The organism is Streptomyces sp. NRRL S-920, from assembly GCF_000717945.1.
GTDB lineage: Bacteria > Actinomycetota > Actinomycetes > Streptomycetales > Streptomycetaceae > Streptomyces > Streptomyces alboniger.
Genome location: NZ_JODF01000163.1, coordinates 1 through 485 on the forward strand (window position 1 = coordinate 1; position 485 = coordinate 485).

The following is a 485-nucleotide window of genomic DNA, read 5'->3' on the forward strand; positions in this document are numbered from 1 at the left end:
GCGAGGAGATCACGCAGAACGGCCTGGGCGGCGCCGACGTCCACGCCGAGACCTCCGGCGTCGCGCACTTCGCGTACGACGACGAGGAGACCTGCCTCGCCGAGGTCCGGTACCTCATCGCGATGCTGCCCTCCAACAACCGCGAGAACCCCCCGACGCACGAGTCCGACGACCCGGCCGACCGGCGCTCGGACGTGCTGCTCGACCTGGTGCCGGCCGACGGCAACCGCCCGTACGACATGGCCAAGGTCATCGAGGAGATCGTCGACGACGGTGATTTCCTGGAGGTCCACGAGCGGTGGGCGCGGAACATCATCTGTGCCCTGGCCCGCCTGGACGGCAAGGTGGTGGGGATCGTGGCGAACCAGCCGCAGTCCCTGGCCGGGGTGCTGGACATCGAGGCCTCCGAGAAGGCCGCCCGCTTCGTGCAGATGTGCGACGCCTTCAACATCCCCATCGTGACGCTCCTCGACGTGCCCGGCTTC

Annotated in this window: 1 protein-coding gene; it reads left to right on the top strand. The window is 69.1% G+C overall.

Annotated features, from left to right (window positions below; genetic code table 11):
• Nucleotides 1-485, top strand: a 485-nt coding sequence (locus tag IG54_RS0137335; protein WP_030795720.1) for a carboxyl transferase domain-containing protein, incomplete at both ends; no start/stop codon positions are given.